Below are 12,302 nucleotides of genomic sequence, written 5' to 3'. Positions count from 1 at the left end.
TTCGGCCACCGGCGAGGGTGGAACCGGGCCGCCCGTCTTCCCATACCAACGTCACCGCCTACCAAACGTTTACTCCCGAGCACGGCGAACGGCCGCCATGAGCTGTCCCCATCTGGAGTACCGGCAGGAGGGCGACGGACGAACGTTCGACGAGCCACGGGCGTACTGCACTGTCACCGACGCGTTCGTCCAGCCGATGCGGGCCGACATCTGCAACGACCGGTACGACCTCGACCACGCCGAACACTGCGAGATATACCGCGACGCCGAGTCCGGGGGCGCTGAGTGATGGCCTACGGCGACTACCTCGACCGCGAACCGGTCATCGTCACCGCGGCACTGACCGGCGGCGTCCACGGGAAGGAGGCGAACCCGGACCTCCCGGAGACCCCCGAGGAAATCGGGAAGGCGGCCGCAGAGGCCGAGGCTGCGGGGGCGGCAGTCGTCCACCTCCACGCCCGGACGCCCAACGGCGAGCGGTCGTTCGCCACCGACCGGTTCCAGGAGATCGACGACGCCGTCCGGGAGTACGCCGACGACGTCGTCATCCAGCACTCGACCGGCGGGACGGCGGCCCCTGCCGAGGACCGGCACCTCCCGCTGCGGACTGACCCCGCACCCGAGATGGCGTCGCTCGACATGGGACCGCTGAACCGCTACGACCACCTCACCAGCGAGAACACACGTGGGATGGTCGACGCGCTCCACGAGGAGATGGTCGAACGCGGCATCAAGCCCGAGCTGGAGCTGTTCAACGACGGCCACATCAACGAGGCCCACGGGCTGCTGGACCGGCGTGACCTCGCCGAGCCGATGTACGCGACGCTCATCTTCGGCGGCGGCACGCTCTCCCGGCCACGCCCCCGGAACCTCCTCAACGCCATCGACGACCTGCCCGAGGGGGCCCAGTTCAACACGCTCGGGTTCGGACCGCACCAGCTCCCCTTCGCGACGCTCGGCATCCTGCTCGGTGGGCACGTCCGCGTCGGACTCGAGGACAACGTCTACTACCGCCGCGGCGAACTCGCGACGAGCAACGCCCAGCTGGTCGAGCGCGTCGTCCGCGTCGCCGGGGAACTGGGTCGCCCGGTCGCGTCGCCCGCCGAGGCACGCGAGATACTCGGGCTGTAGCCGACTCCCGTTCGGGCGGAGAGCCGGGTCACGGGCCGGCTCGACGACCGTCAGTCGTCCTCTGCCTCGTGGTCGTCGGTATCCCGGTCGATGTTCATCGTCGCGAGCAGTCGCGCCGTGACGACCTGCTCGACGATGTCGACGAGTCGGCTATCGTCGTCCGTGTAGTCCGCGAAGATCCCGAGCGGGACCTCCGCGCCGGCCATCTCGCGGTGGCCGCCGCCGCTTCCCGTGTCGGAGAAGGCGTCCTCGAGCACGCTGCCGACGTTGACGCGGCTGTCCGTCGTCCGGCCGCTCATCTGGATGGCGTCGCCGACGATGCCGAAGACGAACGTCGTCCCCACGCCCTCGAGGGTCGCGAGGTAGTCGGCGGCCTGCGGGAGCGCGTCCCGCTCGCTGGTCCGGCCGACGTTCGAGAGCAACACCGAGCCGAACACCGTCCGGTTCTCGATGGCGTCCGCGATGGCGTCGACCGTCGCGCTGCTGACCGCCGGGTTCGAGAGCTGACGGAGTAGGTCACCGTCGGCGAGTCCGTGGAGGTAGGCCGCCGCCTCGTACTCCGCCGTCGTCGCGCCGCGGAGGAAACCGAGCGTCTCCCGCCGGATGGCGAAGAGGAGCGCGGTCGCCAGTCGGTCGTCGATGTCCGTCCCGAGCTCGCGGACGTACTCGGTCACGATGGTCGCGGTGGCACCGACGTCCTCCCGGTGGTCGACGAAGCGGGCCTCGACATCCTCCGCGGGATGGTGGTCGACCACGACGTCTATCGGCGTCCCCTCGGGCACGCGGTTGTTGAAGCCGGGGAGTGCGTGGTCGACGAACGCGAGCAGCGAACCCGGTTCGCGGTCCTGCACGGCCGCCGGGTCGAACTCGTGGAGGTCGATGTCGAGCAGGTTGACGAGCGCGCGGTTCTGCTGGTGGGAGATGTCACCGCTGTAGAGGATGCGGCGCTCGTCGATGCCGGCATCGGCCGCGATACGCCCGAGCACGAGCGCGCTGGCGAGACAGTCTGGGTCGGGATTGTTGTGGCAGACGATGGTCAGCTCCTCCCCGTCGGCCAGGAGGTCCCGGAGGTCGGTTGCTGCACTCATCTAGGGCGTGGTTCGTGGCGGACCTACAAGCCTCTGGTGCCGTCAGCCCTCCTCGACGAGCGCGAGCCGTCTCACGTACCGCCTGACGAGCTCACCGTTTTCGTCCCGCAGTTCGACGGTGAACTGCTGCTGGCCGCGGACCGACTGCACCTCGCTCGCACGGATGGTGAACTCGAAGGGCGGGTCCTCGTCGACGTGGATGTCGTGGCCGCCGCTGCGGACGACGACGCTGTCGACGCCCCGGGACTCGGAGAGGTGGCAGTGTATCTCAACGTCGTCCCCGACGTCGGACTTGATGCAGTGGAGGTCCGGGCTGATGTCTGCCCCGCTCGACTCGAGCGTGCTCCGGAAGTCGACGGTCATCGCACCGACCGGGAACGTCCCGAGCACGAGGACGGCGGCGAAGAACACCGCGAGCATCCCGTTCGGGAGCCGCTGGCCGACCGTCCGGAGCCAGCCGCTCGCCCGACGGAAGCGGTAGGCCAGCGGGAGCGTGACGAGGTGGTGGATCGGCCCGTAGGCGAGGAGCAGGAACCCGTAGGCCATGGGGTAGCGGAGCACCCAGAGGTCCTGGTTGTACGAGTAGAGGACGTTCGAGCCCGCCCAGCAGAACAGTCCGAAGAAGAGCAGGCCGCCGGCTTTCATGACGCGCCAGCTGGCGGAGTCCGCGTAGTAGACCGTCTTGAGCGTGCTCCAGGCGTTGCCGACCAGTTCGAACAGGAGGGCGACGGGGGAGGCAGCGTCCTCCGGACCGGTCGACTCGGTCGGTTCGTCCGTCATCGGTTGGAGTTCTCGGCGGGACCCGGGTGGTCGTTGTCCCGAACGTATTCCCGGAGGACGACCGGGAGCTCGTCGACGAGCGCGCGGACGACTGGCCGCCACTCGTGTCCCGGCTCGGCCCGGACCCCGCGGAGCGCGGGCCGGGCGTTCCAGAGGCCGACGAAGAGCGCGGGGACGGCCACGAGTGCGACCCCCGCGAGTGCCGTGTCGGCTCCCGGGACGAGGCCGGAGACGCCCCAGGCGACGAACAGGGTCGCCAGGAACAGGTTCGACGTGAAGAAGGCTCGCACTGCGTCGGGGTCGCTCCCGGTGTGCCGGAACCCGCGATAGCCGAGGACGAACGCGCCGCCGGCGACCGCGAGGGTGACCGCGTAGAGCAGTCCCGCGAACGGGACGAGCAGCGCGGCGACGACCAGCGTCGTCCAGACGGAGTACCACACCGCCCGGCGGACGACCGTCTCGTCGGCGACGACCGGCAGCGTCGGCACCCCGGCGGCCGCGAAGTCGGCGCGGTAGACGTGGGCGAGCGCCCAGGCGTGGGCCGGCGTCCAGGCGAACACCACCGCCGCCATGACGACCGCCTCGACCGAGAGCGGCGCGACGGCCGTCCAGCCGGCGAGCACGGGGAACGAACCGGCGGAGCCGCCGAGGACGACGCCGGTCCAGTGCCGGCGCTTCAGGCCGACGGTGTAGAGCCCGACGTAGGCCGCGACGCCGAGCCACATGTAGCCGACAGCGCCGGCGGGGAGCGTCGCCAGCCCGACCAGGCTCCCGACGACGAACAGGCCGACGGCGAAGGCGAGTGCGACCCGGTGGTCGAGTGCACCGCTGGGGAGCGGTCGGTCGGCAGTCCGCTCCATGTGGCGGTCGAGTTCGCGGTCGTACCAGCAGTTCAGCGCCGCGGAGCTCGCAGCGATCAGCGCCCCCGCGACGACGAAGCCGACGACGACGCTCGGCGACCCGCCCCCTGCCGCCAGCAGCGCGAACAGGCCGGTGACACAGAGCAGCGTCACGATGCGGGGTTTGACGAGCGACCAGAGCTGTCGCGGGAGTGCCCGGTCCATCGTCAGGGCCCTATCTGCCAGATGTTCGAGAGCAGGTACCAGTTCAGCGCCGTGAGCACGACGAACGTCGCGAAGAACACGAGGGTCAGCACGAACGTGCCCCGCATGCTCTGCTCGTGGACCGGGTCGTGGTCGGCCTCGCCGCCGTCGGCGACGGTCTGGCTCAGGTCGCCGACGGGGCCGCCCTCGAACTCGTCGCCGGTGAACAGCGTGGCGAGGGCGACGACGACGAACAGCGCACCGGCGACGATGGAGACCAGCGCGCCGATGCCGAACACCGCGAAGAACGGCGCGGCGGCCTCGAAGCTGAACTCGGTGCCGGGGATGTCCATGACGGCCGGATGCCGCCGGGGGACGCCGAAGAGGACGCCCGCGTACATCATCATCACGACGGTCACGCCCATCGCGCCGCCGTAGAGGAACGGCTGGATCTTCGCGAGGGGGCCGAGCGCCCAGTCACGGCCGAACACCAGCCGGAGGACGTAGTAGCCCAGGCCCATGAACGCGAGCGTCGTCCCGGTGGCGACCGTCGCGTGGAAGTGCCCCGGCGTCGCGAGCGTGTTGTGCCAGGTCATGTTGAGCTGCATCTGCCCCATCATGACGCCGGTGATGCCGCCGAGGAAGCCGAACAGGACGATGCTCAGGATGGTCGCGGAGAAACCGGGGTCGTCCCAGGGACCGCTCCACAGCCAGCCGAACAGGCCACCGCCCTTCCCCTTCGCGCGACGACCGGCCTCCAGCCCGGCGGGGATGGCGAAGGCGTGGATCATGCTCGCCAGCACCGCGCCGTAGGCGGCGTAGGACGTGTTCCACATCCGCCAGCCGGTCGAGACCACGGGGTCGGACATGAGGTGGTGGGCCGCCCCCATGTTGATGAAGAAGAGGTAGAGCACGAACGCCGTCCGGGAGACCTTCTGGCTGGCGACCTCGGCCCCGCCGACGACGTGGGTGAGGAAGTACCAGACGGTGATCATCGCGAGCAGATTGATCTGCTGGCTCCCGTGGCCGATGATCCAGTACATCTGGCGGTAGAACGCCGAGTCCAGCGTCGCGAGTATCTCCAGCCGCCAGAGCAGCGCCGGCCCGTAGGTGAGCACGCCGCCGAGCAGCGCCTCGAAGGCGATGATGCTGGTCGCGAACGCGCCGAATGCGACCAGCGGGAGCGTCTTGCCGGGGTTCTCCCGCTTCTCCTTCCACATCGTGGCGAAGAAGGGCAGTGCGGCGATTATCGCGCCGAGGACGAACACGAGCGCCCCGAGGTAGAACTGCCAGCTCGACTCCAGGGGAACGTAGGAGGTCAGCAGCGGCGCGTTGTTCGGGTAGCTCGTCAGCCAGATGGCGGCGTTGACCGTCACCGCGCCGGCGAGCATCACGACGTAGCCGACCTTCGCGAGGGACGGGAGCGCGAGCTTCCTGCCGAGCACGAACGGGCCGCCGACGTAGAGGATGGCGACCTCCATGAACACCATCCAGAAGATGAGCAGGTTCCAGGCGTGGATGCTCAGGTAGGTGTAGAAGTCGCCGGGCGAGAGCAGCCCGACGACCTCCCAGCGCGTGAGCGCGACGAACACCGCGAACACGCCGCCGACCGCGAGCGCGAGGATGGCCGTCAGTCCGTAGAGCTTCACCATGTCCTCCGCCGAGCGGTGGATGTCGAGGCCGGTCACCGAACAGCGGCGGAAGCCGTCGTCGTCGTAGTCGTAGGTACTGAGTCCGAACATCTTACTCCTCCACGTGGATGGCGCTGTGCATGCTCCGGTGGCCGTTGCCACAGAACTCGTTGCAGACGACGTGGTACGTCCCGGAGTCGTCGAACGACATCTCGAGGACCCACTCGTAGTCGGGCAGCATCTGCAGGGAGATCTGCTGGCTCAGGTTCTCCTCGTTGCGCACCGAGAACCCGTGCTGGACGTCGTAGGAGCCGAGGTGGAACTTGTACGTCTCACCGGCCTCCAGGACGACCGGGAGGCCGTCCCAGCCCCACTGGAGCGCGCCGACGTAGACGTCCTCGCCGGCGGGGACGAACCCACGGTCCGTCCGCTCGGCCGCGTCCTTGAACTCGGCGACCTTCCCCTGGAACTGGTCGGGCGTGACGCTGTAGGTCTGCCCGACGTTGTTCTGCTCGCCGAACTCGGTCCAGCCGAACATCCAGCCGAACAGCGTGACCGCCCAGCCGGCCGAGAGCGCGATCCACAGCGTCTCGCGTCGATTGACGGTCTCGTTCCACCAGTTGCCTTCCGGGGGGTCGAGCGGTGAGTCCATCCGTCGTCACCCCATCGGAACGGTGAAGATGTCTATCAGTCCCCAGACGATGTACGAGAGCACCCAGTAGACGATGGCCGCGAGCGCGAGCAACCAGATGCTGTCGAGGAGTCGCTGGGGCCACGGTTCCCCGTCCGTCGATGTCTCTGAATCTGTCGCCATGTTCCGTACTCGACCCAAAGAGACCGAGTACCTGCTCCCGAACGTGTTCGCACGGCCTGAGACGGGTCGAGAGAGGGTCCCCCGGCTCCCGGGACGTTCCCGAATCATTTAGGACACCCGGCGTACAAATCCGGGGCATGACCGAGGAGATACCGGACGAAGTCGCCGCGCTCGTCGACAAGATGGCCTCGGAGTACGTCCAGTCTGAGTACGAGATCGCGACGGCCCTCGCCGAGGCCGAGGGCCCACTGACAGTCGACGAGCTCGTCGAGGAGACGGGATACACCGAGCGGACCGTCGAGAAGCGAACGGGAACGCTGGAGGACCGCCTCGGTGGCGAGCCCCTGTTCCAGCGCGACGAGGACGGCAACCCGAAGCTCCATCCCGTGCTGGCACGCGCGATCCGCGACGGTACCGACGAGTGAGGCCACGTCGACCGGTCAGCCCGCCCGCCACAGCGGCCGTGCTACCCTCCCGGGCACCGGCGGGACGGCGACAAACGTTTTCATGCAACCCGTCTGATGTGAGGGTATGCAAGACGGACAGCTGTTGCCGTTCGCCGGGTGGGGACTCGCCGGACTGCCCGTCGTCGGGACGTTCCTGCAGGCCGCGTTCGCACTCGCCGACGTGGAGGCTCGCACGCTCCCGGTCGTCGGTGGGGTCGTCGACGCGTTCATCTCGCTGCAGGTGTTCAGGGAGGCCGCGATCCAGTTCAAGGCGAGCACCGCGGTCGTGCTCGTGCTCTTCGTGCTCATCGCCGCCGCGTGGGTCGGGCAGGGCCTCGCGATGGGGCTGCTCAGGAACCGCGACGTGACGTTCGCCTGTGCCGGCCTCGTCTCGGTACTCTTCCTCGCCCTGTTCTTCGGTGTCTACTCGTCGCTGTTCGCCAGCGGTATCGGCGTCGCACAGCTCGGGCTGTTCTTCGCGGTCCCGTTCGTCGCCAGTGCCGGCGCGCTCGGCGGCGCGTGGCTCCGCGACTGGTCGGTCGACCTCGAATCCGCCGCCGCGGAGGACCTCTCCGAGGCCTCGGACCTCGTCGCACGGAAGCGGGAGACGTTCGAGTCCGAGTACCGTCGGAAGGTCGGTGCGGACACGCTCGATGCGCTCGCGGAGCTCGCACCGAACGCCGTCGCCGACGCCCGCGACGCCGCCGACCGCGAGCGCGAGGGCTACGACGAGCTCGAGACGGAGATCGAGAGCGTCCGGTCCACGGTCGCCGACGCCAGCGAGGGCCGCCGTCGCGCCGCGGAGCTGCTCGAGAGTGCGAGACGCCGCGACCCCGAATCGGCGGTCGACCGAATCCAGTCGACCCTCGCCGACGGCGTCCGTACGGCCGTCGAGCGCGGCGACGTGGACCTGACGGTGCGCTCCCGCTACGGCCGAACCTACGAGGTCGTCAACCTCCAGAGCACGTTCCGCGAGGTCAGGCTCCCGCCGAGCAACGAGCCGACCCACGTCGCCGAGGTCGACCGCACCATCCGGCGGCTGTGCGAGCGCGACGACGTCGACCTGTCGTCCGTCGCCGACGCCCTGGACGAGATTCGGGTCCACCAGGAGCGCATCGAGCGCCACGTCGCCGACACGGAGGAGTCGTTCCACGAGGCCCACGAGGCCGCCGAGACCGACGTCGAGCGCGCCCGCGAGGAGCTGGAACGCCTCGAGGGTGCGGTCCGCGAGCGCGTCGAGGCGATGCTCGTCGAGGGCCACGACCCCGACGTCGACAGCATCCACAGCGTCGAGGAGGAGCTCCGGGAGGCCCGCACGGCACTCCACGACTGCCGGTTCGACGAGGCCGAGCGACTCGTCGGGGAGGCACGCGACACCGCAGACGGCCTGCTGACGGCGGTGCAGTTCTTCGGCAGCCTCGCGGGCGCGCTCGACCACGGGCAGGACCGCGTGAGCCTCCCGGGTGAGGTCGACCCCCAGCTCGCCCGCGAGCTCGCACCCGCCTTCGAGAGCGAGTACGGCGTCGACTACCACGTCGCGGACGGCCACATCAGCGTCAGCCACCGCGGCGAACCCGTCGCCGCGGAGCCGACGCCCGACCGGGACCGGTCGACGAGTCGCTCCACGACCAGCACGTCCAGCTCGACCAGCAGCCGCGACGAGTACGTCGACCCGGAGGAGTACGTCGACGAGGTGCTGCTGCTGTTCGACGAGCTCGCCGCCGTCGCCGAGGCCGGCTCGGACACCGTCCACCTGGAGACGGGCGAGCTCCCCGAGTACGCGGTGCAGTCCGAGGCACTGGCCGCCATCGAACGGTTCTGCAACCGCCAGAGCGACCTCGTGGAGACGTTCGACGTGCCCGCGGGCGCACCCCCGGGCATCGTCGACGTGCGGTTCACCGACCGGGAGGACGCGCCGGCGGCGCTGGATGCGCTGTACGACCGGTTCAAGGAGCAGTACGTGTAGCCGGTCGTCGCTCCCGTCGAGTGTTCTCTCGATCCGTTAGCCACCCCGAACCACGACGGCCCAGCCCACGTCCATCTTTCAGGGGCCAGTACGTTCATATCGCCCCCGATACCAGTTCTCCACAGTGACCGTCGGTTATCATGTCTGAAACGTGTAAAATCTGTGTCTCTCCACGTGGTGAGTGGGACCACGACACGCTGGAGGGCCACATCGCTCACGAGCATCGAGACGAACCGAAGTCGGTAGAACAGGTGTACCCGGACCTCTACGACCCGATATTCGTGGAGGAGCGGTACTGGGACGAGGAGGAGGAGGCCGACGAGGAACCAGTTCCGGGAGCCGGCAACGGCAACGGTGCGAGCGCCGCGTCGCAGACGGACCTCGGGCTCTCCTCGGTGGGGAAGAAGTGGTACGTCATCGGCGTCGGTGGCGCGGGGAACCACATCGTCGACGCGATCCTGCTGCGTCGGAACACCCTCGCCGACGAGAACGAGGAACGGGTCCGCATCTGGGAGGGCGGGCTCGCGGGGGCGGGCGTGCTGAACACGAACGTCGCGGAGATCGAGGAGACCTACTACGCCCAGGAGGAGAAGGGCTACAACCGCCACGACATCGTCGCGAACTGCATCATCGGGCAGGGTGTCCACAACTACGCCGGGGCGGGCTACCGCTGGGACCACGGCCGTGACTTCGTGCTCGCGGACTTCGAGGACGGCGGCAACCCGTTCCAGGAGCGCTGGGACACGAACCCGGTGGAGCTGCGCGACTCGCAGGCCATCATGTTCGTCCACAGCGTGACGAAGGGGACCGGCTGTGGCTCGACGCCGGTCATCGCGGAGAAACTCCGCGAGGCGGTGCTCGACGACGACAAGGTCGTCGGAAAACCGATCTTCTCGTCGGTCGTCATCCCCAGCGAGTACGCCGACCGCTCCGGTCGGGCGATGGTCAACGGCGTCATCGGGATGGCCCGCACCGCGGCCAGCGTGGACGCCATCGTCCCGTTCGACAACCGGAAGCTGCGCGAGGCGACACAGGACATCGAGCCGCGTATCCACGGCGTCGAGCGGTACAACCCGCCGGAGTTCGCGGACCTGAACAAGCCGCTGGTGGCGTTCCTCGAGGCGTTCACGATGTCCTCCATCCCGCAGGTCGTCGAGCAGGAGACCGACCTCTCCATCCGCGGCGAGGTGTTCGACCCGGCGGACAGTTTCCGACCGGTGCAGGACAAGTACCCGTTCGACCCGGACCGGGCGTACAACCCCGCTGTCGTGCTCGCGCCGGTGCTCGGGAAGATCCACGCGAACTCGTTCGACCGGTCGAAGCTCCAGATGCTCGCCCGGAAGGCGCTGTTCCAGAACAAGCTCGCGGACTTCGACCCGACGACGGCGTGGGGCGGGACGTTCCTCGTCTACGGCCCGGAGGAGAAGATGTCGAAGGTCGCGCCGCTCGTCAACGACGGCGTGCTGACGGAGGTGCTGGGCAGTCCGGACTTCCTCGACCGCGACAACGTCGCCGGCGTCGAGACGGTGGACATCCACACGCACCAGCTGGTGACGCCGTACCTCGACGACGTCTTCCTCTGGGGGACGCTCTGGAACCCGGAGATGCCCTCCCTGGAGGAGATGTACGAGCACGCGCTGACGATGAAGCAGGACGGCAACAGCCAGCTCTCGGCAGGCGTCCGCGAGGTGTGGGACAAGGTGGAACCGCTGTTCGACTGCCTCGGCCGGAAGAACATGCCCTGAGGTGAGCCGATGGGAGCAGTCACCGCAGCCGACATGGTGTTACAGCAGGCCGTCGAGCAGACCGGTCACTCGACGATGGTCCTCCTCGCGGCGGCCGTCGGCGCACTGGTCGTCGGCCTCGGCGCGGGCGCACTCGGCGCACGCCTCCTCGGCGGTTCGGGGGGTTCTGGCGCACCCGTCTCGCGCTTCGCCGAGCCGCTCTCGGCCGAGCACGACGCGGACGCGGTCCACGACGAGCTGACGAGCCTGACGTCGGCGACCGACGCCGTCCTGCGGGCGGCGAGCGACACGCCGGCCGTCGACCGACGGGACTCTCGCTCGGACGCACTCGGATCGCTGGCACGGGCGCTCTCCCGTGGCGACCTCCACCTCACCGAGCGCCGACCCGAGTCGCGCGGTGGCGGGGGAGAGCAACAACGCGACGACGGCCTGCCGGTCGCCGACGTCGCCACCGAACTGCGCTCGTCGTGGTCGCCGGGGTCGCGGACCGCGCGTGAGCTGCTCGACACGCTCGCGGACCCGACCGCCCGTCGCGGCGAGGCGTACGACGCGCTCGACCGGGCCGTCGAGGACCTCGAGCGCGCACACCGTGTGACGGAGGCGGCAGAGCGTGCTGGGAACGTCCGGGGGCCGGACCAGGCCCGGACCCTCGACGACAGGCTGCACGGGATCGACGGGCCACTGGCGTCCTCCCTGCGACCGGTCTCCGCGCGACTGGTCGACGCGCTGTCGGACCTCGACGCGGAGCGCTCGAGCCAGTCGGCGAACGCGAGCACCCTCGCGGACGTCTGCGACCGAGCGGAGCGCGACACCGCGGTGTCACTCCGCGGGAGCGACACCGCCGCCCGCGGGGACGACCTCGTCGAACGCCTCGAGGGCGGCGACCTCTCGTTCAGTACGGGCGAGTCGGACGTCGCCACGGTCGCGGCCACGGTGGAGTCGCGGCAGTCGCCCGACAGCGCCGCAGCGGTCCGCCTGCTGGACGAGCTGAAGTCGGCGGGGACGACCGGCGAGGACAGCCTCCGGGCGGCGCTACGGACGGCCACGGGCGCGCTCGACGAGCATGCCACGACGCGCCAGCTCGTCGCCGGGGTCGACCGCGACTCGGTGACCGAGCTCGCCAACGCGGTGAAGCGGGACCTCGACCCCAGCGACCCCGTCGAGTCCGCGCTCCTGGAGCGGGTCGCCGACCTGCAGGGGGAGCTCGACCGCGCGGACCAGTCGGACCTCCTGCGACCGTACGTCGTCCGCCACGAGCTCTCGTTCTACCGGGACACGCTGCTTCCGACGCTCTCCTCGACGCGCTCGGATGCGACAGCCGCCGAGACCCCGTCCAAGCTCGTCGACCGGGTCGGCGACCGCATCGACGAGGTCGAGGAGTACTACGAGCTCCGCGACGACCACAACCACACCATCCCCCGGCACTTCGTCTCGCTGGCGCGTTCGCTCCACGACGAGGGCGAGCGGCTGGCGTCGCGCGACCCGGCGCGCGCGACGGGAACGCTGGAGGCGGCGCTCGAACTGCTCGACGCCACGGAGGCGCTGTACGAGCGAAACCAGTTCTCCATCATGCTCCGCCGACTCCGCGGGTAGCCGTCGGCGGACCGGCCGGGAGTTTTATACCGGGTGACTCTCGAAGCTGACAGTTCTTGCCGCCC

At 69.4% G+C, this 12,302-nt stretch carries 12 protein-coding genes; 6 read left to right on the top strand and 6 right to left on the bottom strand.

The window, feature by feature from the left end; genetic code table 11:
- Positions 1 to 97: 97 nt before the first annotated feature.
- Together NO345_RS17565 and NO345_RS17560 are read left to right on the top strand one after the other, a co-directional pair.
- Positions 98 to 289, top strand: coding sequence for a hypothetical protein (locus tag NO345_RS17565; protein WP_256301425.1), 192 nt, complete (start codon positions 98 to 100; stop codon positions 287 to 289).
- Positions 289 to 1,131, top strand: coding sequence for a beta-keto acid cleavage family enzyme (locus NO345_RS17560; RefSeq protein ID WP_256301424.1), 843 nt, complete (start codon positions 289 to 291; stop codon positions 1,129 to 1,131). The genes NO345_RS17565 and NO345_RS17560 overlap by 1 nt, the downstream gene beginning before the upstream one ends.
- 50 nt (positions 1,132 to 1,181) lie before the next feature.
- On the opposite strand, the gene NO345_RS17555 is transcribed toward NO345_RS17560, so the two are convergent.
- Genes NO345_RS17555 through NO345_RS17530 form a run of 6 tightly spaced genes read right to left on the bottom strand, consistent with a single transcriptional unit; the run spans position 1,182 to position 6,487 of the window.
- The gene (locus tag NO345_RS17555) at positions 1,182 to 2,219 is read right to left on the bottom strand and encodes a DHH family phosphoesterase (protein WP_256301422.1); all 1,038 of its coding nucleotides are present in this window, start codon (positions 2,217 to 2,219) and stop codon (positions 1,182 to 1,184) included.
- A 42-nt stretch (positions 2,220 to 2,261) separates the two neighbouring features.
- Positions 2,262 to 2,999: a hypothetical protein gene (locus tag NO345_RS17550; RefSeq protein ID WP_256301420.1), complete on the bottom strand. Its 738-nt coding sequence runs from the start codon at positions 2,997 to 2,999 to the stop codon at positions 2,262 to 2,264.
- A complete protein-coding gene (gene cyoE, locus NO345_RS17545; RefSeq protein ID WP_256301418.1) occupies positions 2,996 to 4,063 on the bottom strand; it encodes a heme o synthase in 1,068 nt (355 codons plus the stop codon). Before cyoE ends, NO345_RS17550 begins: the two co-directional genes overlap by 4 nt.
- A gap of 2 nt (positions 4,064 to 4,065) precedes the next feature.
- A complete protein-coding gene (locus tag NO345_RS17540) occupies positions 4,066 to 5,784 on the bottom strand; it encodes a cytochrome c oxidase subunit I (protein ID WP_256301416.1) in 1,719 nt (572 codons plus the stop codon).
- A gap of 1 nt (position 5,785) precedes the next feature.
- Positions 5,786 to 6,325 (bottom strand): cupredoxin domain-containing protein, encoded by a 540-nt coding sequence (locus tag NO345_RS17535; RefSeq protein WP_256301414.1) that lies wholly within the window; start codon positions 6,323 to 6,325, stop codon positions 5,786 to 5,788.
- Between the two features lie 6 nt (positions 6,326 to 6,331).
- A complete protein-coding gene (locus NO345_RS17530) occupies positions 6,332 to 6,487 on the bottom strand; it encodes a hypothetical protein (protein WP_256301412.1) in 156 nt (51 codons plus the stop codon).
- Positions 6,488 to 6,624: 137 nt separating this feature from the next.
- On the opposite strand from NO345_RS17530, the gene NO345_RS17525 reads away from it, so the two are divergent.
- The 4 genes from NO345_RS17525 to NO345_RS17510 all read left to right on the top strand — a co-directional run bounded on the left by NO345_RS17525 (position 6,625) and on the right by NO345_RS17510 (position 12,237).
- Complete coding sequence (locus NO345_RS17525) at positions 6,625 to 6,912, top strand: hypothetical protein (RefSeq protein ID WP_256301410.1); 288 nt, start codon at positions 6,625 to 6,627, stop codon at positions 6,910 to 6,912.
- Between the two features lie 106 nt (positions 6,913 to 7,018).
- The gene (locus NO345_RS17520) at positions 7,019 to 8,899 is read left to right on the top strand and encodes a coiled-coil domain-containing protein (RefSeq protein WP_256301408.1); all 1,881 of its coding nucleotides are present in this window, start codon (positions 7,019 to 7,021) and stop codon (positions 8,897 to 8,899) included.
- 140 nt (positions 8,900 to 9,039) lie between these two features.
- Complete coding sequence (locus NO345_RS17515) at positions 9,040 to 10,644, top strand: FtsZ/tubulin family protein (protein WP_256301406.1); 1,605 nt, start codon at positions 9,040 to 9,042, stop codon at positions 10,642 to 10,644.
- A gap of 9 nt (positions 10,645 to 10,653) precedes the next feature.
- Positions 10,654 to 12,237 carry a hypothetical protein gene (locus tag NO345_RS17510; RefSeq protein WP_256301404.1) on the top strand — a complete coding sequence of 528 codons (1,584 nt, stop codon included), beginning with the start codon at positions 10,654 to 10,656 and terminating at the stop codon, positions 12,235 to 12,237.
- Positions 12,238 to 12,302 lie beyond the last annotated feature (65 nt).

The sequence above is a fragment of the Haloarchaeobius salinus genome (assembly GCF_024464185.1).
GTDB classification, from domain to species: domain Archaea; phylum Halobacteriota; class Halobacteria; order Halobacteriales; family Natrialbaceae; genus Haloarchaeobius; species Haloarchaeobius salinus.
Note: the sequence above shows the minus strand (reverse complement) of the source record. Positions and strands in the feature narration are given on the sequence as shown.

What these genes read in the sequence shown, in the direction of transcription:
- NO345_RS17565 (WP_256301425.1), top strand. Translation starts at nt 98, where the DNA reads ATGAGCTGTCCCCATCTGGAGTACCGGCAGGAGGGCGACGGACGAACG.
- NO345_RS17560 (WP_256301424.1), top strand. Translation starts at nt 289, where the DNA reads ATGGCCTACGGCGACTACCTCGACCGCGAACCGGTCATCGTCACCGCG.
- NO345_RS17555 (WP_256301422.1), bottom strand. Translation starts at nt 2,219, where the DNA reads ATGAGTGCAGCAACCGACCTCCGGGACCTCCTGGCCGACGGGGAGGAG.
- NO345_RS17550 (WP_256301420.1), bottom strand. Translation starts at nt 2,999, where the DNA reads ATGACGGACGAACCGACCGAGTCGACCGGTCCGGAGGACGCTGCCTCC.
- cyoE (WP_256301418.1), bottom strand. Translation starts at nt 4,063, where the DNA reads ATGGACCGGGCACTCCCGCGACAGCTCTGGTCGCTCGTCAAACCCCGC.
- NO345_RS17540 (WP_256301416.1), bottom strand. Translation starts at nt 5,784, where the DNA reads ATGTTCGGACTCAGTACCTACGACTACGACGACGACGGCTTCCGCCGC.
- NO345_RS17535 (WP_256301414.1), bottom strand. Translation starts at nt 6,325, where the DNA reads ATGGACTCACCGCTCGACCCCCCGGAAGGCAACTGGTGGAACGAGACC.
- NO345_RS17530 (WP_256301412.1), bottom strand. Translation starts at nt 6,487, where the DNA reads ATGGCGACAGATTCAGAGACATCGACGGACGGGGAACCGTGGCCCCAG.
- NO345_RS17525 (WP_256301410.1), top strand. Translation starts at nt 6,625, where the DNA reads ATGACCGAGGAGATACCGGACGAAGTCGCCGCGCTCGTCGACAAGATG.
- NO345_RS17520 (WP_256301408.1), top strand. Translation starts at nt 7,019, where the DNA reads ATGCAAGACGGACAGCTGTTGCCGTTCGCCGGGTGGGGACTCGCCGGA.
- NO345_RS17515 (WP_256301406.1), top strand. Translation starts at nt 9,040, where the DNA reads ATGTCTGAAACGTGTAAAATCTGTGTCTCTCCACGTGGTGAGTGGGAC.
- NO345_RS17510 (WP_256301404.1), top strand. Translation starts at nt 10,654, where the DNA reads ATGGGAGCAGTCACCGCAGCCGACATGGTGTTACAGCAGGCCGTCGAG.